The sequence below is a fragment of the Niveispirillum sp. GW835-FHT14G11 genome (genome assembly GCF_058793615.1).
The window spans coordinates 179,049-205,364 of record NZ_JBXAFZ010000006.1; the positions used below are offsets into that span (position 1 = coordinate 179,049).

A 26,316-nucleotide genomic window follows, 5' to 3' on the forward strand; every position below is an offset into this window, starting at 1 on the left:
GCGATGTGTCGATATGCAGGGCAAATCCCGTCATATCGACAGGATTTCTGGCGAATCGACGGTGGCATTCTAGCAACCGTGGGTCAGGTCGAGCGAAGCGAGCCCTGACGGAAACGGCATCAAGCGATGCAGTCAGGGCTCGGGCTGCGCCCTCGACCTGACCTACGAAGCCGCCATCTGCTCCAGGGTGGCCATCAGGGCGTTGATGCTGGTCGGCTTGGTCAGCATCCGGGCGCCGGGCGGCAGGCGGGAATTGTCGGCGCGGTCGACATAGCCGGTCAGGAACAGGATCTTCAGGTGCGGCCAGCGCGCATGGGCCTGTTCGGCCAGGTGCCAGCCATTGGTGCCGGGCAGGCCGACATCGGTCACCAGGAACCCGATATCCGGGGTGGCTTCCAGGATGGTCAGCGCCTCGTCGGCGGTGCCGGCCTGATGGGTGGTGTGGCCCATATCGCCCAGCGCCTCGGCCAGGACCAGGCGGATCAGCACCTCGTCTTCCACCAGCAGCACATTGTAAGGCGACGGGGCGGCCTGCGCCGCCTGCTCGGACGGGGGGGATTCGGCGGCGCCCGTTTCGGGCCCGCGATGGCGGGGCAGGTGCAAGCTGACCATGGTTCCATGTCCTTCCCGGCTGTCCAATGTCAGGAACCCTCCCGACTGGCGCGCGAATCCGTAAAGCTGGCTGAGGCCCAGGCCCGTGCCGTGGCCGACGGGCTTGGTGGTGAAGAAAGGTTCGACGGCGCGAGCCAGTACGTCGGGCGACATGCCGATGCCGGTGTCGCGGACCGTCAGGCAGGCATAGTCGCCGGGCTCCACCTCATGCAGGGCGGCGGCGGCCGGCTCCAGCAGGGTCATGCCGGTCGCGATGGTCAGGGTGCCGCCATCGGGCATGGCGTCGCGGGCATTCACCGCCAGGTTCAGCAGGCCGCTTTCCACCTGATGCGGGTCGGCCCAGGCCGGCCATAGCCCGTTGGTCAGGTCCAGCCGCAGCACCACATCCTCCCCCACCGACCGGCGCACCAGATCGGCCATGCTGGTGGCCAGCCGGTTCAGGTCGACCGGTTCCGGCCGCAGGGGCTGGCGCCTTGCGAAGGCCAGCAGGCGCTGGGTCACCGCCCGTGCCGTTTCCAGGGCGGCGCGCGCCGTGGCCAGATGGCGATGGCTGTCGGGCTGGCCCGGCGCCAGGCGGGCGGCCAGCATTTCCAGGCTGTTGCCGATCACCTGCAGAAGATTGTTGAAATCATGGGCCACGCTGCCGGTCAGCCGGCCCACCGTCTCCAGCTTCTGCGCCTGGAACAGGGCCTCGCGTGCCTCTTCCAGCGCCTGCTGGGACTGGCGGCGCTCGGTGATGTCGCGGGTGACCTTGGCGAAGCCGATCAGGCCGCCATCATCGTCGCGGATGGGCTCGACCACGACATTGGCCCAGAACCGCCCGCCATCCTGGCGCACGCGCCACCCCTCCGCCTCGAACCGCCCCTCGGCCAGGGCCGTGGCCAGGATGCGGGCGGGCAGGCCGTCACGCACATCGTCTTCGGTAAAGAAACGGGAGAAATGCTGGCCGATGATCTCCGCCGCGCGATAGCCCTTGAAGCGCTGGGCGCCGCTGTTCCAGCTGCTGACGATCCCGTCGGGGTCCAGCATATAGATGGCATAATCATGCACGCTGTCGATCAGAACGCGCAGGTGCCGTTCCCCCACCTGGGTGTCCCGGACGAGGGTGGCGAGCGTATGGTTCAAGTGGATATCTTCCCGGACAGGAGGAAGCCGGCAATGTCGGACTTATGGCTTTTGTCGTCAATCCGGCCGATGGTTCTAGACATCGGTGCAGATAGGCATAATAGATCGCATTCAAAGCAATAATGCGCGTCGAATGTGGACGCCTTTGACAATGTCACAGCCGCCCGACATGCGTTTTCAGGTAGTCGACCAGCCGCGAGACCTTGGGCGACAAGTGTCGACGATGGGGATAGACCGCCCATATACCCTCATCGGGCGGCCGCTTCTCCTCCAGAAGGCTGATCAGCGCGCCGCTATCCAGATCGTTTCCCACATAGAAATCCGGCAGCTGGCAGATGCCCAGCCCCTGGCGTGCCGCGTCCAGCACGGCGAAGCCGCTGTTGCAGCGCCAGGTGCCGGATGGCCGGAATTCCACCGGCCGCCCCTCGTCGCTGAAATGCCAGAGGTCGGCCGTGCCGGTCAGGCAATCATGCATCGGCAGCGCCTCCAGGCTGGGCGGCACGCCGCGTTGGGCCAGATAGGCCGGGGCCGCGCACAGATACCGCCGCCGTGACGCCAGCCGCACGGCGATCAGCCGGCTGTCATCCAGGCTGGTGCCCGTGCGCACCGCCAGATCGAACCCTTCGCCCACCAGATCGACGATGCGGTTGGTCAGGTCGATGCTGACGGACAGCTGCGGATGGGCCAGCAGGAAGCGGTTGACCAGCGGCACAATGAACCGCTCCCCATAGGCGATGGAGCAGGTCAGGCGCAGATGGCCGCGCGCCGCCCCGTCGCTCTCGCTGACCGTGGCGAAGGCTTCCTCGCGCTCCTCCACCAGCCGGCGGCAGCGTTCCAGGAACACCCGGCCGGCATCGGTGACGCTGACGCGCCGCGTGGTGCGGTAGAGCAGCCGCACCTGCAGCCGGTCCTCCAGCCGCGCCACCTCCCGGCTGACATGGGAGGTGGAAACACCCAGCCGCAATGCTGCGGCGGAGAAGCTTTCCGCCTCGCAGACCGCGATGAAAGCGTCGATCCCGTCCCAGGAACCCATGTGATTGTTCCCCCACGGCAATAATCATTTGTCAAAATGCATGATCGTTGCCGCCGCTTTCAAGCTATAGTCGGCACCCTTATTGATCGACCCTGACCGGAACGAAACCGCCATGAAGACCCGCGCCGCCGTCGCTTTCGAGGCCAAGAAGCCGCTGGAAATCGTCGAACTGGACCTGGAAGGCCCCAAGGCGGGCGAGGTGCTGGTGGAGATCATGGCCACCGGCATCTGCCATACCGATGCCTACACCCTGGACGGTTTCGACAGCGAAGGCATCTTCCCCTCCATCCTGGGGCATGAAGGGGCGGGCATCGTGCGCGAGGTCGGGGCCGGCGTCACCAGCCTGAAGCCGGGCGACCATGTCATCCCGCTCTACACCCCGGAATGCCGCCAGTGCAAAAGCTGCCTGTCGCGCAAGACCAACCTGTGCACATCGATCCGCGCCACCCAAGGCAAGGGTCTGATGCCCGACGGCACCTCGCGCTTTTCCTATAAGGGCACGCCGGTCTTCCATTACATGGGCTGTTCCACCTTCTCCAACTTCACCGTCCTGCCGGAGATCGCGCTGGCCAAGATCCGTGAGGACGCGCCGTTCCAGTCCGCCTGCTATATCGGCTGCGGCGTGACCACGGGCGTGGGGGCGGTGACCAACACCGCCAAGGTGGAGCCTGGTTCCAACGTCGTGATCTTCGGCTTGGGCGGCATCGGCCTGAACGTCATCCAGGCGGCCCGTATGGTGGGTGCCGACAAGATCATCGGCGTCGATATCAATGACCGCAAGGAAGAGTGGGGGCGCCGCTTCGGCATGACCCATTTCGTCAACCCGAAGAAGGTCGAGGGCGATATCGTCCAGCATCTGGTGGCGCTGACCGAGGGCGGGGCCGATTATACCTTCGACTGCACCGGCAATACGCTGGTGATGCGCCAGGCGCTGGAGGCCTGCCATCGCGGCTGGGGCGTGTCGGTGGTCATCGGCGTGGCCGAGGCCGGCAAGGAGATTTCCACGCGGCCCTTCCAGCTGGTCACCGGCCGCGTCTGGAAAGGTTCGGCCTTCGGCGGGGCGCGGGGCCGCACCGATGTGCCGAAGATCGTGGACTGGTACATGCAGGGCAAGATCGAGATCGACCCGATGATCACCCATGTCCTGACCCTGGAGGAGATCAACAAGGGTTTCGACCTGATGCATGCCGGCGAGAGCATCCGTTCCGTCGTGGTGTTCTGACCCATGACCCTGGAAACGATCTCCACCACCCGTTCCCATGGCGGGGTGCAGGGCGTGTACCGCCACAGTTCCACCGCCACGGGCACGCCTATGGTGTTCAGCGTCTTCACCCCGCCCCAGGCGGCCGATGGCACGAAATTCCCGGTGGTCTGGTATCTGTCGGGCCTGACCTGCACCCATGCCAATGTCACGGAGAAGGGGGAGTTCCGGCGCTGGGCGGCGGAACTGGGCCTGATCATCGTCTGTCCCGATACCAGCCCGCGCGGCGAGGGCGTGGCCGATGATGCCGGCTGGGACCTGGGCCAGGGTGCCGGCTTCTATGTGGACGCGACGCAAGCGCCCTGGGCCCCGCATTTCCGCATGTGGTCCTATGTGACCCAGGAATTGCCGGCGCTGGTGGCGGCGCATTTCCCTGTGGACATGGACCGCCAGGGCATCACCGGCCATTCCATGGGCGGCCATGGCGCCCTGACGGTGGCCCTGCGCCATCCCGGCCGCTTCAAATCCGTCTCCGCCTTCGCCCCCATTGTGGCGCCGAGCCAGGTGCCCTGGGGACAGAAGGCGTTTCCCGCCTATCTGGGCGATGACGAAAGCCTGTGGCGCCAGCATGACGCGGTAGCCCTGATCGGGGCCGGTGCCCGCGTCCCCGACCTGCTGGTCGATCAGGGGGCGGCCGACGGGTTCCTGGAAAACCAGCTGCGCCCGCAGCTGCTGGCCGATGCCTGCGCTGCGGCCGGCATTCCGCTGACTCTGCGGATGCAGGATGGCTACGACCATTCCTACTATTTCATCTCCAGCTTCATGGAAGACCATCTGCGCTGGCATGCGGCGCGGCTGGGGAACTGAGCACTCCACACTTCCCTATCTCTTCCCGTCATCCCGGCGCAAGCCGGGACCCAGGGGTCAAGCGCCCGACCGTTCGGCAGCGTTGATCGACGCCGCGTAGAGGGTAGTTCTTGTGGCCCCTGGGTCCCGGCTTTCGCCGGGATGACGAGGAAGCAGCGTCTATCACCCCCCACATTCCCCCGCCAGCCACGCCGAAAACGCCGTCAGCGCCGGCCCCGGCAGCCGCGATTTCGGCCAGACCAGCCAGTAGCGCCCGGTGACGATGGTGGGTGTGAATGGCTGCACCAGCCGCCCCGCCGTCACTTCCCGGGCGAACATCATCACCGGCGCGATGGCCACCCCATGGCCCTGCAGCGCTGCCTCGACCATGATCCAGGAACTGTCGAACACCGGCCCGCGCAGCGGCGGACACGCTGCCCCCGCCGCCGCGAGCCAGCGCGGCCATTCATCGGCGCGGTAGGAGCGCAGCAGCCGCTCCCCCGCCAGATCGCTTGGCCCTTGCAGCCGCGCCGCCATCCCTGGCGTGCAAAGCGGCGCCATGGGTGCTTCCAGCAGCGGCTGCACATCCATGCCGTGCCAGGCGCCGTCCCCGAACTTGATGGCCGCGTCCAAACCTTCTGCCTGGATATCGACGCGGTTATTGTTGGTGGACAGGCGCAGATCGATGAAGGGATAGGCTGTCAGGAACGCATCGATGCGCGGCAGCAGCCAGCCCGCCGCGAACGTCCCCACCACCCCCACCGACAGAACCTCCGTCACCGGCCCGCCATCGAACCGGTGCAGCAGTCGGGCGATCTGGTCGAAACTGTCGCGCACACCGGGCAGCAGCGCCATGCCCTCATCCGTCAGCACCAGCCCGCGCGGCAGGCGGCGGAACAGGCTGGCCCCCAGCCGTGCCTCCAGCCCCTTCACCTGATGGCTGACGGCGGCCTGGGTCACGCACAGCTCGATCGCCGCCTTGGTGAAGGACAGGTGCCGGGCCGACGCCTCGAAGGCACGCAAAGCGTTGAGGGGCAGGTGCGGGCGGGTCATGATGGCCTAGTTTTTCTAAGGATAAACCCGATTTATCACAGTTTGCCGATGGGTGTCAGCCTGGATAGCGTGGCCGGGCAATCAGGGAGACAGATGATGCTGACGCGACGCCAGTTGATTGGAAATACGGTGATTTTCTCCGCCCTCGCCGGTATTGGCCTAGGCGCGCCCAGGCCTGTGACCGCCAGCACCAAGCCACTGTCCGGCATGAAGGAAGCTATTGGCGCGCTGGAAAAGGCGCGGGGCGGAAGGCTGGGTGTGGCCCTGCTGGACACCAGCACCGGCACCGCCGCCGACTGGCGCGGGGACGAGCGGTTCGGCATGTGCAGCACCTTCAAATTCCTGCTGGCCGCCTATATTCTGTCGCGTGTCGATGCCGGGCAGGAGCGGCTGGACCGTATCGCCCCCTTCACCAAGGCCGATCTGGTGCAATGGTCCCCGCTGACCGAGCCGCATGCCGGCCAGGGGATGAGCGTGGAGGCGCTGTGCGAGGCCATCATCATCCAGTCCGACAATACCGGCGCCAATGTCCTGATGCGCGACAGCGGCGGGCCGGCGGCCCTGACCCAGTTCCTGCGCCGCATCGGTGATGAGGTCACCCGCATCGACCGGATCGAGCCGGAGATGAACAAGGTTCCGCCGGGTGAGCAGCGGGACACGACCACGCCCCTCTCCATGCTGGGCCTGATGCGCACGCTGCTGCTGGGCGACGTGCTGACGCCCGAATCCCGCCAGCGCCTGACCGCCTGGTTGATCGACAACCGTACCGGTGGTGCCCGCCTGCGTGCCGGCCTGCCCGGCACCTGGCGAGTGGGTGACAAGACCGGCTCCTACAGTCCGATGGCCCACGACATCGCCATCCTCTGGCCCCCGGCCGGCGGCCCGCTGCTGCTGACCAGCTATTACTGGAACCCGGCTGTCACGGCCGACCAGCGCAACGCCGTGCATGCAGACCTGGCCACCCTGGTGGCGCGCTTCTACATGACGGCATGACGGGGGCAGGGAAATCGGTTACCAAGGAGGCAATGAACAAGGCCACCGGGGAGGGCCGCCCATGATGATCGCCAGACGGCTGTTGCTGGCAGCATCCCTGCTGCTGGCCGCACCTGGGGTGCGGGCGCAGGAACAGGTGCATCTGCGCATGTCCTGGTGGGGCGGCAGCGACGTCCACCGGGCGCAGTTGCGCGCGCTGGAGGCGTTCGAGGCACGGTACCCCCATATCAAGGTCACGGCCGAATATACCGGCTGGGTCGGGCATCTGGAACGGCTGACCACCCAGATCGCCGGCGACACCGCGCCCGATGTGATGATGGTCAACTGGAACTGGCTGAAGCTGTTCTCCCGCGATGGCGACGGCTTCCTGAACCTGCATTCCATGGCTGACATCATCGATCTGGGGCAGTTCGACCATGACGCGCTGTCCATGTCGTCGGTGCGCGGCAAGCTGAACGGCCTGCCGCCCAACATGACGGCGCGGCTGTTCTGGTTCAACGAGACCACCTTCCGCAAGGCGGGCCTGAAAGTGCCCGACAGCTGGGAGGCGCTGATGGCAGCCGGCCCGATCTTCCGCCAGCGGCTGGGCCCGGACTATTACCCGCTGGACATGAATTTCCAGGACACGCTGGCCCTGCTGTACAGCTGGATGAGCCAGCGCAGCCAGGCGGCCTTCATCGATGAGGAGGGGCGCCGCCTGCTGCCCGACCGCGACCTGCTGACTGCGGCGGCCCGGCTCTACCAGCAGCTGGTCGATAATCACGTCGTGCCCTCGGCGCGCGAACGCGCCAGTTTCGGGCATGTGCAGTTGCAGGAGACACGACCCTGGATCACGGGCCGCTATGCCGGGGCGTATCAATGGACCAGCGCCATCGGCAAATATGTCGAAACGCTGGAGCCGGGGCAGAAGATGGTGCTGGCCCCCTATCCCCTGCTGCCCGGCGCCACCGATCCCGGCCTCTTGTACAAGCCGGCCATGATGTACGCCATCAACCGCGATACCAGGCACCCGCGCGAATCCGCCTTGCTGCTGCAATTCCTGCTGAATGATCCGGAGGGGGTGCGCATCCTGGGCGCCCGGCGCGGGGTGCCGGCCAGTGCGGCGGCGCGGCGCACGCTGGAGGAGGATGGGCAACTGACCGGCCTGGCCCTGGAAGGCCAGCGCCAGATCGAAAGCCTGCCACGCTCCATCGTGCTGTCCGGCTATTACGAGCATGCCCGCGTGCGCGACGGCTTCAACGACATATTGGAGAAACAGGGCTATGGCATGCTGACCCCGGAAGAGGCCGGCACCGCCATGGAGCGGGAAATCAACGGCATCCTGCGCAGGGTGATCAGGTGAGGATGCGATTGATGACACCGGTTTCCGGTTCGGTTAGAAAGAAGGACCGCCCCTGGCTCTCCCGCCCCTGGTGCCGACCCCATCATGCATGATTTCCGCCGTTTCGGACCCTCGGTCCTGCCGTTCCTGCGTCATTACCTGGCGGAATGGGATTTCTTCAAGCCGACCTGGAATTATGAGGATGGCTGCGTCTTCAAGGGCTGCCTGGATCTGGCCGACGCCACCGGTCGTTCCGAATTCTCGGATTTCGTTCACGACAAGGTCGGCGCCCGGGTGGATGAGGATGGCGGGATCGAGGGGTTCGATCCGGCCGAGTACAATATCGACAATGTGAAGCCGGGGAAGCTGTTCTTCCCGCTCTATGACCGCACGGGGGAGGAACGGTTCCGCCGCGCCATTGACACCCAGATCGCCCAGTTGCGGACCCATCCGCGCACGAAATCGGGCAATTACTGGCACAAGCAGATCTATCCCTGGCAGGTCTGGCTGGATGGGCTATACATGGCCCAGCCGCTGGTCACCGCCCAGGCCGTCGCCGATGGCGACCGCGCCGCGTGGGAGGATGTGGTCCATCAGTTCATCGAGGTGCGCGACCGGCTGCGCGATGCCCGCACCGGCCTCTACTATCATGGCTGGGACGAAAGCCGGCAGGAACGCTGGGCCGATCCGGTCACCGGCTGTTCAGCCTGCTTCTGGGGCCGGGCCATGGGCTGGTTCATGATGGCCATGGTCGATTGCATCGAACTGGCCGCCGCCTTCGACGGTCCCGGCCGCGCCGCCCTGATCGCCATGTTCCAGGATACCTCCATCGCCCTGATGCAGGTGCGCAGCGCACGGGGCCTGTGGTGGCAGGTGCTGGATCGCGGCGAGGATGAGGGCAATTACGAGGAAACCTCGGCCAGTCTGATGATCGGCTATGCCATGATGGCCGGTGCCCGCCTGGGCCTGCTGCCGGCGGATCACGGACGGGCGGGGGAGCAGGCCCTGCGGGTGGTCATCCGTGACTTCCTGACGGAAACGGAACTGGGCGGCATCTGCGGCGTCGCGGGGTTGGGCAACGACCCGTACCGCGACGGCAGCTACGAATATTACCTGTCGGAACCGGTGGTGCCCAACGACCCCAAGGGCGTGGGGGCGCTGATGATGGCGCTGGCGGAAGGGTTGAGAAGGTAGAGTTTGTCTGGGTTAAGTATAATCACTACTTTATTCGCCTTCCCGGCGAAGGCCGGGACCCAGGGGCCACGGGATCAACCTCTACGCAGCGTCTATCAAAGCTGCCGAAAGGTCGGGCATTTGGCCCCTGGGTCCCGGCCTTCGCCGGGAAGGCGGGAGAGGTGATCCCATCCAATTCGGATAGACACCAATACCCCTTTACACAATCCTGCCGCGGTTGCGGCGATAGGCGTTGAACAGCATCAGGCAGACGATGGCGAAGCCCAGAAAGCCGCCGGCGATGGCGGCGCCCGCCAGGGTCAGCAGCCGGCGCGGCGAGGCCGGCTTCTCGCCGGCATGCAGGCTCTCGATCATGCGGAAGCTGAACGGCTCGTTGGTCTGGCTGGTCATCAGCTCATGCTCGACCTCCAGCAGGTTCTTCACCAGGGCGTCGCGCTGATAGGAATTGGTGGTCTGGTCCAGGGAGCGCAGCAGCACCTCGCGCTGGGCGGTCTTCGACTCGCGGACCTGGCGGCGGATGATCTCGTCCGACAAGGCGAAGATGCGGGCCAACACCTTCTGGGCAAAAGCCGGGTCCGCATGCAGAAGGGTGATCTCCGTGAAGGTCGTGTCTTCCAGCGGCGCGTTGCGCAGCTTGTTGACCGCCATGATGCCCTTCAGCGTGTCGGCCATCATCCCGGCCGTCACCGTCACGCCCTCCTTGGGATCGACGATGCGCTTGGCCATCTCCTTGTCCGCCGCCAGCAAGGCCGCGATGTCATAGGAATTGACCGTCTGCAGGAACTGCTTATGCAGAGTGGAGCTGCCGCCATCCCCCAGCGCCGCGCCCAAACCGAACGGCAAGGCCAGATTGCTGCCCTTGGATGAATTGGCCGACGAGGTGGAAGGACCGACCGTGGCCGAAGCCTTGTACAGCGGCGTGGTGACGAACAGGTACAGGACCGCGATGCCCACGGCGACGATGCCGGCCGCCACGAACACCAGCCAGCGGCGCAGGAAGAAGAAGACGATGTCGCCGATATAGATGGTGTCCGCGTCCGCCTGGGGGCTGATCTGGGCCTGCATCGTCACTTGTTTCCTCCGGTCCTTAATGGACGCGACCCTACGATCATTGATGGCGGCTGTCCATCACCCCAGCAGGGCGTAGAGCGAAGCCGTTTCCGCCGCACAGCGGTCCCAGCCGAAATCCCCGACCCGCGCCCGCCCGCTTGCCATCAGCCCATCGCGCAAGCCGGCATCATCCAGCAGGCTTTCCAACAGATGCGCCGTGGCCGCCGGGTCGTCGGCGTCATAGGTCAAGGCCGCACCGCCCGCCACCTCGACCAGGGCCGCATCCTCCGCCGCGATGGCGACGGGGCAGCCTACGGCCATGGCCTCCAGCACCGGCAGCCCGAATCCCTCGCACCGCGACGGATAGACGAACAGCGCGGCGTCGCGATAGGCCCGCATCATGGTCTCGTCATCGCCACCCAGCCAGGTGACGTGGGTGCCCATGCCGGTTTCCGCCAGCAGCGCATGATCGGCCGGTCCGAAATCGCCGCCGCCAAAGCACAGCAGGGACACGCCCCGGCCGGGCAGCGCGCTTTGCGCATAGCCCCTCAGGAAATTGGCGAAATTCTTGTATCCGCCACGCCGCCCCACGAACAGTACATAGGGCCGCCCGTCCAGCAGGTGGCTTCCATCATCGGGCGGCGGGGAAGGGGCCGTGAAGCCGTGATTGACCACATGCACACGGGTCTCGGGCACGGACCAGAGGCGGCACAGGTCGCGCTTGGTGGCTTGCGTCGGCGCGATGATCAGGTCGGCCCTGTCCACGGCCTTGCGCTTGAGGCCGCTGTTGATGGCGAAGGACCGCGCCTCCCCCGCAAACAGCTCCCAGACCATGTCATGGACCGTGGTCACCAGGGGCCGGCGGCCGCCCATCAGATCCAGCAGCGGGTAATAGGTGCGGTGGAGGATGCCGCGCGGAGGGGTGGATGCCGCCGCCCAGGCCTCGTTGCGCAGCCGCAGCAGCTGTGCCGGCAGCTTTGTCGGCGCCTCGTACCGGCCTTTGATCCAGGGGGGGGCGTCGGATTGCAGGGCGCGCAGATGCTGGTTGCGGTGCCTCCCGGCAACGATCTCCACCTCGTCCCCCCTGGCCGCCAGGGCCAGTGCCAGTTCCACGAAATAGCGGGAGATGCCGCCCACGGTTTGGGAGGTGAAGATATCGTGGCTGAAGGTGATGGGCAGGGACACGGATTCTCAGCCCGCTGCCAGCAGCGCATCGACGGCCCGGTCCAGCGACGGGCGCCAGTCGGGCAGCACCGCACCGGGCAGGGCCAGATACCGGTTGCAGGACAGGACGGAATTGGCCGGACGCCGGGCCGGGGTCGGATAATCTGCCGTTGTGATCGGGTGCACCTGGGGCACGGGCCGGCCATGGCGGGCGGCACTGGCGAACACCGCCTGGGCAAATTCATGCCAGGTGGTGGGCTCCGCCCCCCCGAAATGGAAGATGCCCCGGGCCGTGCCATCGGCCACGAACGGCGCCATCAGCAGGATGGCGTCGGCAATGTCATGCGCCGCCGTGGGCCGGCCGCGCTGGTCGGCCACCACGCGCAGTTCCGGCCGGTCGGCGCCCAGGCGCAGCATGGTCCGCACGAAATTGGCGCCATAGGGGCTGAACACCCAGGAGGTGCGCAGGATGGCGTTGCGGGCCGGCCCCAGCGCCGCGATGGCCTGCTCGCCAGCCAGTTTGGATGCGCCATAGGTGCCCAGCGGGGCCGTCGCATCATCCTCACGCCAGGGCCGCTCGCCCATACCGTCGAAGACATAGTCGGTGGAGACATGAATGAAAGGAATGTCCCCATCCCTGGCTGCCGCGGCGATATGGCGGGTGCCATCGCGGTTGACGGCAAACGCCTCCTCCCCCTCGCTCTCCGCCCTGTCCACCGCCGTATAGGCGGCGGCATTGACGATCAGGTCGGGGGCATGGGACCGCACGGCCACCGCGACGGCTTCACCGTCGGCGATGGACAGGCTCTCGCGGCCAAGGCAGGTGACCATATGGCCGGCAGCCTCGCCTTGGTCGCGCAGCGCCAGGGCCAATTGGCCGCCACGGCCGAAAACCAGGACCTTCATGGATGGCTTCCCTTGTTGGGACGGGCGCTCAGGCGCCCGCCTCGCTCAGGATCTTCAGCAGATACTGGCCGTATTCGTTCTTCAGCAGCGGCTTGGCCAGCTTTTCCACCTGTTCGGCGGTGATCAGGCCGCGGCGGAAGGCGATCTCTTCCGGACAGGCGATCTTCAGGCCCTGACGGCGTTCCACGGTCTGCACGAAATGCGTGGCTTCCACCAGGCTGTCATGGGTGCCGGTGTCCAGCCAGGCATAGCCACGGCCCATGCGCTCCACCCGCAGTTTGCCCTGCTGGAGATAGACATTGTTGACGTCGGTGATCTCCAGCTCCCCACGCGGGGACGGCTTGATGGAAGCGGCGATATCCAGCACCGAATTGTCGTAGAAATAGAGGCCGGTGACGGCATAGTTCGATTTCGGCGCCTTGGGCTTCTCCTCGATGGTCAGGGCATTGCCCTCGCCATCGAAGCTGACCACGCCATAGCGCTCGGGATCATTGACGTGATAGGCGAAGACGGTGGCGCCCGCGTCCCGGCTGTGGGCGTTGCCGAGCAGCTTCTCGAACCCGTCGCCATAGAAGATGTTGTCGCCCAGCACCAGCGCCGCCGGATCATTGCCGACAAAGCCGCGGCCGATGATGAAGGCCTGGGCCAGCCCGTCCGGACTGGGCTGGATGGCATAGGACAGGTTCACGCCCCATTGCGAGCCATCACCCAGCAGATGGCTGAACTGCGGCATGTCATGGGGGGTGGAGATGACCAGGATCTCCGTGATGCCGGCCTGCATCAGCGCCGACAGCGGATAATAGATCATTGGCTTGTCATAGACCGGCAGCAGCTGCTTCGACACGCCCATGGTGATGGGATAGAGGCGCGTGCCCGAGCCGCCGGCCAGGATGATGCCCTTGCGGTTAGCCATTATTTCTTGCCCTCTCCACGGCGCTTATGGGCTTCTTCCCGCAGGGGGCCCCACCACCATTCATTTTCCAGATACCAGCGCACGGTGCGCTCCAGCCCGGTCTCGAAGCTTTCCTGCGGCTCCCAGCCTAACTCACGCCGGATCTTGGCGGCGTCGATGGCGTAGCGATGGTCGTGGCCGGGCCGGTCCTTGACGAAGGTGATCAGCTCCCGCCGCGGCCCGCCATCGGGGCGCAGGGCGTCCAGGATATCGCAGATGCGCTCCACGACCTCCAGGTTGGTCTTCTCGTTATTGCCGCCGATATTGAACCGCTCGCCCACCGGGCCGCGGGTCAGCACCTGCCACAGGGCGCGAGCATGATCCTCGACATAGAGCCAGTCACGCACATTGTCGCCCTTGCCATAGACGGGCAGGGGCCGGCGCTCCAGCGCGTTCAGGATGACCAGCGGGATCAGCTTTTCCGGGAAATGGAACGGGCCGTAATTGTTGGAGCAATTGGTCAGGACGACCGGCAGCCCATAGGTGTGATGCCAGGCATCGACCAGATGGTCTGATGACGCCTTGGACGCGGAATAGGGCGAGCGCGGGGCATAGGGCGTGGTCTCGGTAAAGAAGCCTTCCTCGCCCAAGGACCCGAACACCTCGTCCGTGGAGACATGGTGGAAGCGGAAATCCGCCTTCTTCTGTCCGTCCAGCCCCTGCCAGTAATCGCGCGCCGCCGACAGCAGCACGCCCGTGCCCACCACATTGGTCTGGATGAAGGCGTCGGGTCCATCGATGGACCGGTCGACATGGCTTTCGGCGGCCAGATGCACGATGGCGTCCGGCTGGTAGTTGGCGAAGATCGCGTCGATGGCCGGGCGGTCGCAGATGTCCGCCTGCTCGAAATGATAGAGCGGACTGTCCTGCACCGACCGGACATTCTCCAGGTTGGCGGCATAGGTCAGCTTGTCGATATTGACGACGGCGCAGCCCTTCTCGCCCACCGCATGGCGGATGAAGGCGGAACCGATGAAGCCGGCGCCCCCGGTGACGAGGATCAGTTTGGGGGAAAGCATGGTCATGCCTGGGCTCTTTCGAAGGACGGCAGATCAGAAAATCGGCGGCAGGTCGGACAGGCGCGGCAGCTTCATGTCCTTGTCGGACAGGGTCAGCTGATCGGCCGGGAAGGGCCACTGAATGCCCAGGTCGGGATCGTTCCAGAGGACGCCGCCATCATCGGCCGGGCTGTAATAGTCGGTGACCTTGTAGACGAATTCCGTGTCCGGCAGCAGCGTGCAGAAGGCATGCGCGAAGCCGGCGGGAATCCACAGTTGCTCACCATTCTCGGCGGAAAGCTCGACCGCCACATGCCGGCCGAAAGTGGGGGAGGCCCGGCGCAGATCGACAGCCACGTCCAGGACGGCACCTCGCACCACGCGCACCAGCTTGCCCTGCGCCGTGGGCGGGCGCTGGAAATGCAGGCCGCGCAGCGTGCCGACATCACGGGACAGCGAGTGATTGTCCTGCACGAAATCTACATCGATACCCACGGCTTCCTGGAAGCGGCGGCGGCTGTAGGTTTCGGCGAAATAGCCGCGATGGTCGCCGAAGCGGGCCGGCTTCAGCAGGGCGAGGCCGTCAATGTCATATCTGGTCACGTGCATGCGGATCTATCCGGCGAAGGGAAGGGACAGGAAACCAATTCTGGCCGCCCGCGACCGCCCCCTCGCCCCAGGGCACGGATCGGGACTGGCGGCTTTATGCACTTTTCAGGCAGGGCAGGCAACAAGGGCTCAACCCCTGGACTTGCGCACATCCTCGAACCGGATGCTGGGAAAGCGCCAGAGGATGCGCCACAGCATGGGCAGGCGGTCGGCCTGACCCCGGCGCAGGCGGTTCAGCGCCGTCACGCACAGCCCGGCCAGGATGGTGGGCATGGCATAGGGGAAATGCCGCCAGGTGACGCGCAGCCGGTTGCGCAGATTGTAGAAATCGGCCAGCCAGCTGATCTGGTCGCGGTGCCCGCCGGTGGTGCCGCCTTCCTTGTGCAGGACGATGCTGGCCGGTGCATAGCCCAGGTCGAACAGGGTGCGGCCGCGCCGGCAATAATCAATCTCCTCGAAATAGAGGAAATAGCTGTCATCCATCAGCCCCACCTGTTCCAGCCAGGCACGGCGGATGAACATGGCGGCTCCGACCACGTAATCCATCGGGCTATCGGCGAAGCTCTCCGCCTCCACGCGCGGCCGGTTCCAGCCCAGATGGTGGCTGAGGCCCGTCCAGCGATTGTACCGAGCCCCCCCGGCTGCCTGAATCAGATCGGGATTGGCGGCATAGAGCAGGGTGGAGCCGATCATGCCCTGGCGCGGATATGCCGCCGCATGGGCCAGCAGCGCCGACAGGGCCCCCGGATCGGGCACCGTGTCATTGTTCAAGATCCAGGTGAAATCCATGTCCGGGTCGCGCAGCGCCAGCCGCACCCCGACATTGTTGCCGCCGGCATAGCCGTGGTTGCCGGCATTGCGGATCAGATAGATATCACGGTCGGGCATGGTCGTTGCCACTTCCGTCTCGGCCAGTTCGGCGAAACGGTCACCGAACCGTTCTGCCAGGGCCGCACGCAGGTGGGGCAGCGAATCGTCGGCCGACGCATTGTCGCAGATCGCCAGCCGCCAGCGCCGCCCGACCTGGGAGCGCACCCCATCGATGCAGCCGATCGTATCTTCCGCACCGTTCCAGTTCAGGACGATGATCCAGGTCAGGGGCGATCGGTCGGCAGGGGGCAGGGTGGACATCAGGCCGTTTGCGCGGGTGGAAAGGGCGCCCGCCTGAAGACGGGCGCCATCACTCTATCCGACGCCGGGGTACTGGATGCAAAGCTTAAAAGCGCGTGGGGCGTCAGGCGTGCCCGTGCCGGGCGTTCCAGGCTGCCTCCACTTCCGGCGGGCGCTGCAGGATCAGCCCGTACCAGCCCAGGCCCTTATAGGTCTCGTAACCCGGGGTCAGGGCGAAGGCCACCAGGGTCCCATCCTCGGCGGCGTAATAGCCCATGTCACGGCCGCCGGTCTGCAACGGGTAGCGGCCCATCAGCAGATAGCGTTCGTCACTGGCGGCCATGACGCGGAAATTGCTGTCCACGATCAGGCACTTGGTGCGGCTTTCCAGCTTCTCCTCATCCGTCAGCCGCACGGATTTGACCACGGTACCGGCCTGTGGAGCCCAGTCAAAGAAGATGCCCAGCACGCCCAGCGCCTTGCCATTCTCCGCCCCGCCTTCGCGGATGGCGGTGGAATAGATGGCCACGGGCTGGCTGTTCAACCCCTCATGCGGGGCGACGTCGGCCACGGCGAATTCATTGCCGTCGCGCGTCGCCATGGCATCCTTGAACCAGCTTTCATTGGCGACCGACCGGCCGGCCACCCGGTACTTGTCGGGGCGACCGCTGGCCAGGACGCGGCCCTGGGCATCCGCCACCCAGATGTCCAGATAGACCGTATAGGATTTCAGGATGACGCCCAGCCGGCGGCAGGCATGATCCGTGCTGTGTGCGTCCGGCTTTTCCAGAAGATCGACCACGGCGCTGTCGGTGGCCCACCACCTTACATCGCAGGACCGTTCGTAGAGGTTGCGATCGATGATGTCGATCATGTTCAAGGCGAGATCGGCCAAGCGCTGCCCGCGCATGGATCCGACCAGCCCTTGCCCGAGTTGATGCAGGCGGTTGGCGCTGCCCACGATCTCGTCCCGCATCTGGCTGGCGGCTTGATCGATCTCTGATGAGATGGTCTGTACCTCCGCCGCGACGACGCCGAACCCGGCCCCGTGGATGCCGGCGCGTGCCGCCTCGATCTTGGCGTTCAGCGCCAGGATCTTGGTGCGCCGCGTGATGTCGCCGATGGCGCTGGTGCGCTGGGCCGACACCTCGGCCACCGCGCGGGCCAGTTCGATGATCGTTTCAGGCGAGGCTTCCTGATCAGCGCCCGCCCTCTGATTTGCGGAATAATCCGCCATGAAGTCTTTCGGCATGTGAACCACGGTTCTTGATTCGGGATTGCGATTTCTTGGGATACGTTGGGTTCCCTGCGTCACGCCTTCTGGCGCGATGGGGTGGCTTGACACCATCTACATGGATATAAATTATCAATTGCTTAAAAAGCATCCAAGCCAGAATATTGATTAAAATATGTGCAAATTAAACTTTCATACAGACTTCAGCTGATCTGTATGGCGATTGGGTGTCCAAACCAATTTCACTTAAGTGCAGTGCCGCGACATATCTGCCCACGAATGGGCCAAAACCCCACCATGCCGCAGACCCCCTTTTCAGCGGGCGCGGCTTGCGCTACCTCCCCAGGATAGGGCCCGCCGTTGGCAGGGCGTCTGACTTTCAGGGAACCCCGATCATGGCCACCATCTTCGTCGCCCGCAGCGCCAATCTCAGCCAGTGGGGCTCTGACGTGGGACTGGGCAAGAACCTGTTCAAGGTCGGTGTCAGCGAAGAGGACCCGGCCGCGCTGCTGGCCGATGGTTTCGCGGGCGAGAAGGACTGGGCCCTGATCAAGCAGCAGGCCGATGTCGCGGTGACGCAGGACGAGGTGCTGGAGCGCCTGGCCAAGCGGATGAAGCGCGTCGATCCCACCTATTATCCCCGCATCAAGGGAGAGATGGGCTTGTTTAAGGTGCTGGAGAACGACGTTACGCGCCATATCGTGCTGGCCCGCGCCATGGAGGGGGAAAGCGAGCGTGCCGCGATCAAGCTGAAGGTGGCGGATTATGCCACCTATCTGATCAATAACGCACTGCGTTGAGGTCACCCGCCGCGGCGGAATGACAAGCCCGGCCCTGTTCAAAGAGTGGCCGTCTTGGGAATTCATTGATTCAGGCACTTCGCCAACGGTACTACTGCATCCATGGCAATCCTTCGGGAGAAGAAGCGGTGCAGAAGTCGGGCGTCAATCAGAAGGTGCTGGCGGAACTGAATGCCGCCAAGCAGATGCATGTGGCCGGCAACGTCGCCGAGGCGGAAGCGCGCTACCGCGCCCTGCTGACCCGCAATCCCGGACTGAGCGAGGCTTTCCACCCGCTGGGCATCGCCCTGCAGCAGCTTGGCCGCCATGCCGAGGCGGAGGCGATCATCGCCCGCTGGCTGGCCGTGTCGCCGCGTGACCATGACGCGCTGATCAACCATGCCAACTCGCTGGTCGCCCTGGGGCGCATCGCCGACGGTGCCGCAGCTTATCAGAAGGCCCTGTCCGTTCGCCCGCAATCGGCCGATGCCCGCTGTTTCCTGGCCAACGCCCAGTACGTGATGGGCGATTATACAAGGGCGGAGGAGAATTACCGGCAGGTCCTGAAGGACGTGCCCGCGCAGGTGAACGCCATGTTCAATCTGGCCAACCTGCTGTGCGATACCGGCCGCCCGGACGAGGGCATGAAATATTACGAGGAGGTGCTGCGCCTCAATCCCGACATGGTCGAGGCCATGGTCAACCTGGGCAACCAATGGTCCCGGCGTGGCGAGGGGGAGAAGGCGGTGGCCATGCTGGAGGAGGCGGTGCGCAGGCGGCCGGCCATGCCGGAGGCGCTGGCCAATCTGGGCAGTGCGCTCTACGATCACCGGGGCGACATAGAAGGAGCGCAACGCTGCTTCCTGGAGACGGTGCGGGTGGCCCCGACCTATCGCGAGGGCCTGAACAACCTGGCCAACATCTACATGAACCAGGGACTGATGGCGGAGGCGGAGGAGGTCATCCGCCGGATGCTGGCGCTGTTCCCCGACAACCCCATGGTCCATGGCACGGCTGCGGGCCTGTTCCTGGTGGCCGGCAAGATGGAGCAGGGCTGGGCTCATTTCGAATGGCGGTGGCTGCGACCCAACTTGCCGGTGCCGCTGCGCGACTTCGGCAAGCCGGAATGGCAGGGAGAGGATATTTCGACCAAGACCATCCTGCTGCATCATGAGCAGGGGCTGGGCGACAGCATCCAGTTCGTGCGCTTCGCCGCCGATATCGCGGCCCGCGCCCACCATGTGATCCTGGAAGTTCCGCACAACCTGCGGGCGCTTTATGCCTGCCTCAAGAATGTAACGCTGGTCACCTTCCGGGAGCCGATGCCGCCCTTCGATGTGCATCTGCCGATCATGAGTGTGCCCTTCGTCCTGGGCTATGCCATCGACACGATCCCGGCACCCATCCCCTATCTGTTCGCCGATCCGGACCGGGTGGAGAAATGGCGCGACCGGCTGCCCAAGGGCGGGTTCCGTATCGGCATCGTCTGGCAGGGCAAGGCCGGGGTCAGTGTCGACAAGGGCCGTTCCTATTCGCTGGCCCATCTGGCGCCCATCGCCCGTATCCCGGGTGTCATCCTGATCAGCCTGCAGAAAGGGTACGGCCTGGATCAGCTGGAAAACCTGCCCGAAGGCATGCGGGTGGAGACGCTGGGCGACGATTTCGATGAGGGCAAGGACGCCTTTCTCGACACGGCCGCCGTCATGCAGCACATGGACCTGATCATCTCTTCCGACACGTCGGTGGCGCATCTGGCGGGCGCGCTGGGGCGGCCGGTCTGGGTGCCGCTGAAATTCGCGCCCGACTGGCGCTGGCTGATGTGGCGGGAGGACAGCCCCTGGTACCCCACCAACATGCGCCTGTTCCGGCAGCGCACGCACAACGGCTGGACCGAGGTGTTCGAGCGGCTGGCCGCCGCCGTGACGGCCCTGAAGGGGGGCGACCTCTCGCAGCTGACGCCGCCGGCCCCGCCGCCGCGCGCGCCGTTGGAACCGTTCGAGCCCATCCCGCGCCCGCCGCTGCCCGCCATCCGCCCGCCCATCATGCTTCAGTTGCCGGAAGCGTCGTTCCTGAGCGTGTCGGACAATGTGCGTGAGGCTGTCACGCGCTATGGCACCCTGCGCTATCCCGCCGGCGACCCGGTCGTGGGCCGTAGCCTGGAAGCCTATGGCGAATGGATGGAGGCCGAGCTGGCCGCCTGCCTGAGCCTGGTGTCCAGCGGCGACGTGGTTGTGGAGGCCGGCGCCCATGTCGGTATGCATGCCGTGCCGTTGGCGGCGCATTCCCAGTTACATCTGTTCGAGGGCAATCCGCTGCTGCGTGAATTGCTGGTCTGGAATCTCGCCCACAATACCAACGGTTCCGCCCGGCTGCATGATGGCGACGGGTTTGCCATCGACGCCCTGAACCTGCCGCGCGTGCGGTTGATCAAGGCGGCGATGGAGGGGGAGGAACTGGCGCTGCTGCGGGGGGCCGCGGCCACCATCCAGCGCTGCCGCCCCTATCTCTATCTGCGCAGCGACCGGCCCGAGCGGGAGCCGGAGTTGGTCGCCCAGCTGCGTTCCATGGGCTATCGGATGTGGTCGCACCGGCCGCGCCTGTTCCATCCTGGTAATTTCCGGGGCGAGAGCCAGGATTTCTTCCCCGAGATCGGTACCCTGAACCTGCTTTGCGCGCCGCGGGAGAAGGATTGCGTGGTGGTGGGTATGCCGCAATTGCCCGACGCCTGATGGGGGCCAAGCCGGGTCGGTGATGTCCGACCCGGCTTGTGACGTCAGATCTTGGCGATGCGCAGGTTGTTGGTGCTGCCGGCCTGGCCGAAGGGGATGCCGGCGACGATGACGATGCGATCACCCGGCCGTACGAATTCCTCCTTCACGGCGAGCGTGCGGGCGCGGTCCACCATTTCCTCATAGGTGCCGACATCGCCGGAATGGATGGCGTGCGCGCCCCAGACCAGGGCCAGACGGCGGGCCACGCCGGCATGCGGGGTGGCGGCCAGCACCGGCACGTCCGGCCGCTTGCGGGCGATGCGGGCCACGGTGTTGCCGCTGGCCGTATAGGCGAAGATGGCCGCCGCATCGATCGTGCCGGCCAGGTCGGCCGCCACACCGGCCACGGCGTGCGACGGCGTGTGGTCCACCTCCGGCTCCAGCGCGGTGATGATGGGGCGGTAGGTGGGGTGATGCTCGGTCGAGGTGATGATGCGGCTCATCATCGACACGGCTTCCACCGGATACTGGCCGGACGCACTTTCGGCGGACAGCATCACGGCGTCGGCGCCGTCATAGACGGCGGTGGCGACGTCCGACGCCTCGGCGCGGGTCGGGGTCGGGCTGGATACCATGCTGTCCAGCATCTGGGTGGCGACGATCACCGGCTTGGCGGCCAACCGCGCCGCGCGGACCAGTTCCTTCTGCCGGCCGGGCACATCCTCATGCGGGATTTCCACGCCCAGGTCGCCGCGTGCCACCATGATGGCATCCGACAGGCGGATGATATCCTCAATCTTCTCCAGCGCCTGCGGCTTTTCGATCTTCGACACCAGACCGGCCTTGTCGCCGATCAGGGCCTTGGCCTCGATCACGTCGGACGGGCGCTGCACGAAGGACAGGGCCACCCAGTCCATGCCCAGCGACAGGCCGAAGGCCAGATCGGCGCGGTCCTTCTCCGTCAGGGGTGACAGGTCCAACGCCGTGCCGGGCAGGTTCACGCCCTTGCGGTTGGAGATCACGCCGCCCACGATCACCTCGGCATCGATCCGGTCGTCGGTCAGGCCGCGCACGCGCACCCGGACACGGCCATCATCGATCAGCAGATCCTGGCCCGGCATGATGGCCTTGAAGATCTCCGGATGCGGCAGGGGGATCGACTGCTTGTCCCCCGGCTCCCGCCCCAGCAGGAACCGCACCCGCTCCCCCGTCACCAGCTCTTCCTTGCCGGCGGAGAGCGTGCCGATGCGGATCTTGGGGCCCTGAAGGTCCTGCAGGATGGAGATGGGGCGGCCCACCTCCTTCTCCAGGTCGCGGATGGCGGCATGGACCTTGGCATGGTCCTCATGCGTGCCATGGCTGAAATTCAGGCGGAACACATCGACACCGGCCAGGAACAGCTCCTTCAACCGCTCCGGCGTATTGCTGGCGGGGCCGACGGTGGCGACGATCTTGGCGTGGCGGTGGCGGCGCATGGGGGCGTTCCTTGGGCTCTGGTGGTGCGGTCAATTGTGTCGCGGGCGCTGTCGCCCGTCCATTGTCGGCACCATAGCATGGTTCGCCTGGGATTTGATCCCCCCAGTTACAAAATACCGCTCATATCCGGTAATTCAGTTACCAGTTCGTACCAGCGGGTCCGGCTGGGGGCCGCCTGCGCAACATTGTGCGACGGAATGGCGGGGACGTTTCGGAGCGGGCGGGGTGATGGCTCCGAATGGGAGCGGCGCCGTGCACCTGAGTGAAACACAAAAGCGCGATGTTTCAGAGCGGGGAGGGAGCCCGCTCCGAATGCTGGGCGCGGAAATGGCGCGACGGGGCGGAGTATAGCAGGCCGGCGAGGGAAAGTCAGCGTTTGGGCGCGGCGACCAGCCCGAACAGTTTGCGCGTCGACTTTCTGCTATGGCGCTGTCTCATCCATCGGCTGAATGGAAAGTTGCCGGATTCCCACCTGAAAGCCGCCCGACGCGACAAGGCGGACTTCCACCTCGCCAGCGCGACCATCTAGTGTAAATTCACCGGAAATTCTACCTTCCAACAAATCGGATGGCAGCAATTCCTGCAAATAGACGACATGTCCCCCTCCGGTGTGACATACGTCAATGGTCATCGTCTCTGCTGGCCGCACCTCTCCGTCAAGAAGGAAATCAAATCTGTATTTTCCTTTTGAAAGCTGCAGATAGGGGCCGAAAACCACATGCGTGGGGCCTGTGCCTTCAGGAACATCAATGTGCAGGACGCTATTTTTAATAGTTCCGCAGTTGAACAGCATCCGGCCTTCGGAGGGCGAAATGATGATCGGGTCGTATTTTCGCGCTGCAAACCAGAAGTGAGCGTCAACGCAGGTGCCCCGCCATCCGGTCCGGAGCAGCAACTCCTCAAAAAAATCATCATGAAAACCAAGTTCCATCCAGCCATTGCGGCGGACAACGAACAGCGCCTCTCCATCAAGGCGCACGCCCCAGGGCATCGGGAATTCCGTATTGATAGGCTCCCCGCCAAAATAAATCTTTCCACCTGGATTTATCACCCTGTGTAAAGATAGCAGAAGGCGTTCAAACTCCCAACAATGATGAAAAGATTCAAAAAAACAAACGGCCTGATACGTTTCTTCTGTTTTCTCAACCCACATATAATCAGAGTTTACAACGTTGATCTCAACTTGATTGATTTTTGCTCTGCGCCTTATTACTTCACAATAAGCATCGGCGATATCCAGTGCAGTAACATTGCACCCAAGCATCGCCAATGCCATCGTGGTGTTTCCAAAACCAACACCGCATTCCAGAACGGAATCGCCTGCCTTGACATCCATCATTCCCAAAAACTTACCAATCAAAGAATAATGTTGAGCAGTAAGCTTCACGCTTCCCGTAAAAAAGGGAAATGGCCGAATAGTAAATTCATCAATATCAAAATCTGCAACTTCATTACTAACGTAATAATGTTCCTTGTTGGAAATTACCTTGTAAATCTCCATGACTCTATCAGCGTATTCACTGGAAAAAGGATCGGCTGGCATATCGTCTGGCGGACTAATCCTGACCTCGGAAAATCTCCTGTATGCCTCATCTTGAGACGTTTCGTACCCTTCTTCAAAATATTTCATCAGTTCGTTAATTTCATTAAATGGAGCATATCGCATAATTATCCCCTTCAATCAATTTAACACCATGAACGATCTTGACTCCAACGTCAAGTATGTTCATCGTTTAATTTTCCAGGTAGTTTCCAGTAAACTTCAAATAAAAATCATACATACTATAAATTTTCTAGTATTGATTTTAAGTATAATTGACATATGTAACGTAAGTTTGCGAATTATATTGTCAGAACCTACATCCGTGTGCTTGGCGACGCGACACATGCCGTGCGGGCGCCAAGCGCCTGAGCGAACACGAAATCCGCCTTGATCGGTCACGAGCAAGGCGGATTGGTATTACAGGAAGGTCTGGGTTTCTTCAAATCGGAAACCTGAACATCTGCGGAAAGCGCCGATTTCTGGTTGATGTGGCGTAGGGCCTGTAGCGGGATTGGTTATTTCAGGACGCGTCCGCGTGACGCCAAAGCCGCCATGACGGCACCTTGCCGCCCAAATTCCGCACCGGCATCACCGTCGCGAACGGTTACCGGAGGTATCAATCTTCGGCTGTGGCCCCTGCGTCCCGCCCCTCGCCGGGGAGGCGACAAGGGCGGGTCCGCAAAGGCATCACGGGACCGTTACCCGCGCGCCGGACGGCGCAGGAACTCCGGTGTCCAGTCGCCGCCGCCAGCCTCGGTGACGTCACGTGCCGGGCGCTGGCCCTGCGGGCGGTTGCCGGGCTTGGCCGGGGCCTTCTGGCCCTGGGGGCGGTCGCCACCGCCCTGCGGCTTGTTGTTGCCGGCGGGGCGGGAATGCTGTTGCGGCTTGCCCTGCTGCGGGGGGCGCTGGCCCTGGGGGCGGGGCTGCTGCGGACGCGCCTGCTGGGTGGTCGCGACCAAAGCCTCACCGGTGCGGGCCGGCTGTTCGCCGCGCGGGGCGTCGGGACGCGGACCCTCGGCCCGGCGCTGGCCCTGCGGCTGGCGGTCGCGGTCCGGACGGGGCGGGCGGTTGCCCTGCTGCGGCTGACCACCGGCACCGGCCGGCTTGGGCCGGGCGCGCTTGGGCTGGGGCTGCGGCGGGCGGTCCGGCTTCAACTGCGGCAGCAGGGCGGCGGCGGCCGGCTCCATCGGGTGGCGCGGGATCGACTGGCGCGTCACCTTCTCGATCTGCTTCAGCAGCGGCCGGTCGGCCGGGGTGACCAGGGACACGGCGGTGCCGGAACGTCCCGCACGGCCGGTGCGGCCGATGCGGTGGACATAGGCCTCTGCCACTTCCGGCAGGTCGAAATTGAAGACATGGGTGATCAGATCGACATCGATGCCGCGCGCCGCGATGTCGGTGGCGACCAGGGCGCGGGTCTTGCCGGCGCGGAAGGCGTCCAGCGCCCGCTCACGCGCGTTCTGCGACTTGTTGGCGTGATAGGCGTCGGCGCCCAGGCCGGCCCCCGCCAACTGGGCGGCCAGCTTGTTGGCGCCATGCTTGGTGCGGGTGAAGATGATGGCGGTTTCCACGGCCGGATCGGACAGCAGCTTGACCAGGGTCGGCGCCTTCTGGGCCATGTCCAGATAGATCACCGACTGGTCGATGCGCTCCACCGTCGTGGCCTGCGGCGTCACTTCCACCCGCACATGATTGTGCAGCAGGCTGACGGCCAGGCCCGACACCTCGTTGGGCATGGTGGCGGAGAAGAACATGGTCTGGCGGCCGGTCTTGGGCAGCTTGGCCACCAGCTTCTTCACGGCCGGCAGGAAGCCCATGTCCAGCATGCGGTCCGCCTCGTCCAGGACGAACAGGCCGACATTGTCCAGCTTGCACTTGCCCTGGTCCATCAGGTCGATCAGGCGGCCCGGCGTGGCGATCAGGATATCGACGCCGGCGGCCAGCGCCTTGATCTGCGGGTTCAGCGAGACGCCGCCATGCACCACGGTATTGGTGAAGGGCAGTTGCACACCCAGCAGGTCGAACACCGTGCCGACCTGCAAGGCCAGCTCACGCGTCGGCAGCACGATCAGGGCGCGGGGATGGCCCGGCCGGGCGCGCTTGTCGGCCTTGGCCAGCGATTGCAGCACGGGCAGGGCAAAGGCCGCCGTCTTGCCGGTACCGGTCTGGGCCAGACCCAGCACGTCGCGACCCTCCAGGGCCGCCGGCAGCGCCTGGGCCTGGATGGGCGTGGGAACCGTGTAACCCGCCGTCAACAGACCGGCGGACAACGGGGGCAGCAGGCCGAAGCCATTGAAATCTTGCATATCTTGAAACGTAACCCTGGAACGGGCCCGGCGCAGGATGCAGCCAGGCGTCATAAGCACCGCCGGAACGGTGGCGGCCCGTTGGGGCGGCGGTTCCAGA

The 26,316-nt window shown here is 64.8% G+C and carries 21 protein-coding genes; 7 read left to right on the forward strand and 14 right to left on the reverse strand.

Translation table 11 applies throughout. The annotated features are described in order from the left end of the window. Window positions 1–162: 162 nt before the first annotated feature. Complete coding sequence (locus tag AC1Q7F_RS13165; RefSeq protein ID WP_492507477.1) at window positions 163–1,737, reverse strand: PAS domain-containing sensor histidine kinase; 1,575 nt, start codon at window positions 1,735–1,737, stop codon at window positions 163–165. A 154-nt stretch (window positions 1,738–1,891) separates the two neighbouring features. Continuing rightward, window positions 1,892–2,770, reverse strand: coding sequence for a LysR family transcriptional regulator (locus AC1Q7F_RS13170; RefSeq protein WP_492507479.1), 879 nt, complete (start codon window positions 2,768–2,770; stop codon window positions 1,892–1,894). 112 nt (window positions 2,771–2,882) lie between these two features. On the opposite strand from AC1Q7F_RS13170, the gene AC1Q7F_RS13175 reads away from it, so the two are divergent. Both AC1Q7F_RS13175 and fghA read left to right on the forward strand, forming a co-directional pair. Beyond that, window positions 2,883–3,992: an S-(hydroxymethyl)glutathione dehydrogenase/class III alcohol dehydrogenase gene (locus AC1Q7F_RS13175; RefSeq protein WP_492507481.1), complete on the forward strand. Its 1,110-nt coding sequence runs from the start codon at window positions 2,883–2,885 to the stop codon at window positions 3,990–3,992. 3 nt (window positions 3,993–3,995) lie between these two features. After that, a complete protein-coding gene (fghA, locus tag AC1Q7F_RS13180; protein ID WP_492507483.1) occupies window positions 3,996–4,838 on the forward strand; it encodes an S-formylglutathione hydrolase in 843 nt (280 codons plus the stop codon). Between the two features lie 162 nt (window positions 4,839–5,000). Here the strand turns inward: fghA and AC1Q7F_RS13185 are convergent, their stop codons facing one another. After that, on the reverse strand, window positions 5,001–5,870 hold the full coding sequence (locus tag AC1Q7F_RS13185) for a LysR family transcriptional regulator (protein ID WP_492507485.1): 870 nt from the start codon (window positions 5,868–5,870) through the stop codon (window positions 5,001–5,003). Between the two features lie 96 nt (window positions 5,871–5,966). On the opposite strand from AC1Q7F_RS13185, the gene bla reads away from it, so the two are divergent. From bla to AC1Q7F_RS13200, 3 genes are all read left to right on the forward strand, one after another. Next, window positions 5,967–6,863 carry a class A beta-lactamase gene (gene bla, locus AC1Q7F_RS13190; RefSeq protein ID WP_492507487.1) on the forward strand — a complete coding sequence of 299 codons (897 nt, stop codon included), beginning with the start codon at window positions 5,967–5,969 and terminating at the stop codon, window positions 6,861–6,863. A 61-nt stretch (window positions 6,864–6,924) separates the two neighbouring features. Further along, on the forward strand, window positions 6,925–8,205 hold the full coding sequence (locus AC1Q7F_RS13195) for an ABC transporter substrate-binding protein (protein ID WP_492507489.1): 1,281 nt from the start codon (window positions 6,925–6,927) through the stop codon (window positions 8,203–8,205). Between the two features lie 84 nt (window positions 8,206–8,289). Beyond that, window positions 8,290–9,378: a glycoside hydrolase family 88/105 protein gene (locus AC1Q7F_RS13200; RefSeq protein WP_492507491.1), complete on the forward strand. Its 1,089-nt coding sequence runs from the start codon at window positions 8,290–8,292 to the stop codon at window positions 9,376–9,378. Window positions 9,379–9,576: 198 nt separating this feature from the next. Here AC1Q7F_RS13200 and AC1Q7F_RS13205 read toward each other — a convergent pair whose 3' ends face one another. The 8 genes from AC1Q7F_RS13205 to AC1Q7F_RS13240 form a co-directional block, all read right to left on the reverse strand. Beyond that, entirely contained in the window at window positions 9,577–10,443 is an 867-nt protein-coding gene (locus AC1Q7F_RS13205) for a Wzz/FepE/Etk N-terminal domain-containing protein (protein ID WP_492507800.1), read from the reverse strand. 63 nt (window positions 10,444–10,506) lie between these two features. Beyond that, entirely contained in the window at window positions 10,507–11,613 is a 1,107-nt protein-coding gene (locus tag AC1Q7F_RS13210) for a glycosyltransferase family 4 protein (protein ID WP_492507493.1), read from the reverse strand. A 6-nt stretch (window positions 11,614–11,619) separates the two neighbouring features. Next, entirely contained in the window at window positions 11,620–12,498 is an 879-nt protein-coding gene (rfbD, locus tag AC1Q7F_RS13215; RefSeq protein ID WP_492507495.1) for a dTDP-4-dehydrorhamnose reductase, read from the reverse strand. A gap of 28 nt (window positions 12,499–12,526) precedes the next feature. Beyond that, the gene (gene rfbA / locus AC1Q7F_RS13220; RefSeq protein ID WP_492507497.1) at window positions 12,527–13,411 is read right to left on the reverse strand and encodes a glucose-1-phosphate thymidylyltransferase RfbA; all 885 of its coding nucleotides are present in this window, start codon (window positions 13,409–13,411) and stop codon (window positions 12,527–12,529) included. Beyond that, the gene (gene rfbB, locus AC1Q7F_RS13225; RefSeq protein WP_492507802.1) at window positions 13,411–14,469 is read right to left on the reverse strand and encodes a dTDP-glucose 4,6-dehydratase; all 1,059 of its coding nucleotides are present in this window, start codon (window positions 14,467–14,469) and stop codon (window positions 13,411–13,413) included. Before rfbB ends, rfbA begins: the two co-directional genes overlap by 1 nt. Window positions 14,470–14,502: 33 nt before the next feature. Further along, window positions 14,503–15,057, reverse strand: a complete 555-nt coding sequence (gene rfbC, locus AC1Q7F_RS13230; protein WP_492507499.1) for a dTDP-4-dehydrorhamnose 3,5-epimerase — start codon at window positions 15,055–15,057, stop codon at window positions 14,503–14,505. Window positions 15,058–15,186: 129 nt separating this feature from the next. After that, a complete protein-coding gene (locus AC1Q7F_RS13235; protein WP_492507501.1) occupies window positions 15,187–16,188 on the reverse strand; it encodes a glycosyltransferase family 2 protein in 1,002 nt (333 codons plus the stop codon). A gap of 103 nt (window positions 16,189–16,291) precedes the next feature. Then, window positions 16,292–17,404 carry a cache domain-containing protein gene (locus AC1Q7F_RS13240; RefSeq protein ID WP_492507503.1) on the reverse strand — a complete coding sequence of 371 codons (1,113 nt, stop codon included), beginning with the start codon at window positions 17,402–17,404 and terminating at the stop codon, window positions 16,292–16,294. Between the two features lie 392 nt (window positions 17,405–17,796). Here AC1Q7F_RS13240 and AC1Q7F_RS13245 point away from each other — a divergent pair, with 392 nt between their 5' ends. Next, window positions 17,797–18,201 carry a hypothetical protein gene (locus AC1Q7F_RS13245; RefSeq protein WP_492507505.1) on the forward strand — a complete coding sequence of 135 codons (405 nt, stop codon included), beginning with the start codon at window positions 17,797–17,799 and terminating at the stop codon, window positions 18,199–18,201. Between the two features lie 128 nt (window positions 18,202–18,329). Next, window positions 18,330–20,909 carry a tetratricopeptide repeat protein gene (locus AC1Q7F_RS13250; RefSeq protein ID WP_492507507.1) on the forward strand — a complete coding sequence of 860 codons (2,580 nt, stop codon included), beginning with the start codon at window positions 18,330–18,332 and terminating at the stop codon, window positions 20,907–20,909. A 44-nt stretch (window positions 20,910–20,953) separates the two neighbouring features. On the opposite strand, the gene pyk is transcribed toward AC1Q7F_RS13250, so the two are convergent. The 3 genes from pyk to AC1Q7F_RS13265 form a co-directional block, all read right to left on the reverse strand. Then, window positions 20,954–22,366, reverse strand: a complete 1,413-nt coding sequence (pyk, locus tag AC1Q7F_RS13255; protein ID WP_492507509.1) for a pyruvate kinase — start codon at window positions 22,364–22,366, stop codon at window positions 20,954–20,956. A gap of 422 nt (window positions 22,367–22,788) precedes the next feature. Next, window positions 22,789–24,033, reverse strand: coding sequence for a class I SAM-dependent methyltransferase (locus AC1Q7F_RS13260; protein ID WP_492507511.1), 1,245 nt, complete (start codon window positions 24,031–24,033; stop codon window positions 22,789–22,791). Window positions 24,034–24,608: 575 nt separating this feature from the next. Continuing rightward, complete coding sequence (locus AC1Q7F_RS13265; protein WP_492507513.1) at window positions 24,609–26,216, reverse strand: DEAD/DEAH box helicase; 1,608 nt, start codon at window positions 26,214–26,216, stop codon at window positions 24,609–24,611. Window positions 26,217–26,316: the final 100 nt, after the last annotated feature.